The organism is Secundilactobacillus angelensis, assembly GCF_012641075.1.
Taxonomy (GTDB): domain Bacteria; phylum Bacillota; class Bacilli; order Lactobacillales; family Lactobacillaceae; genus Secundilactobacillus; species Secundilactobacillus angelensis.
On the sequence record NZ_JAAXLJ010000121.1, the window covers coordinates 1 to 244 of the forward strand.

The 244-nt window shown below is 53.3% G+C and carries 1 protein-coding gene; it reads left to right on the forward strand.

The features are described 5' to 3' along the window. Nucleotides 1-244 (forward strand): mucin-binding protein (locus HC026_RS12635; protein WP_168926234.1); only part of this gene is annotated, 244 nt, incomplete at both ends.

Genomic DNA, 244 nt, shown 5'->3' on the forward strand with positions numbered 1-244 from the left:
TGGCAGTGTGGCAGGTGCAGACTTGCCAAAGGCCAGCGCTGATGATGTGACAGTTACGTATCATCCAGGTACGCAAACGGCGACAGTTGAATATGTCGATGATGAGAATAACGGTGCAGTTGTTGGTACGCCAACGACGTTGAATGGTCAGACTTTCGGCAGTGCCGCCTGGACGGCGGATAATGTGCCTGCTAAGTATGTCTTAGCTAAAGGGCAAGCGGCCAGCGGCACGTACCAGTTTACG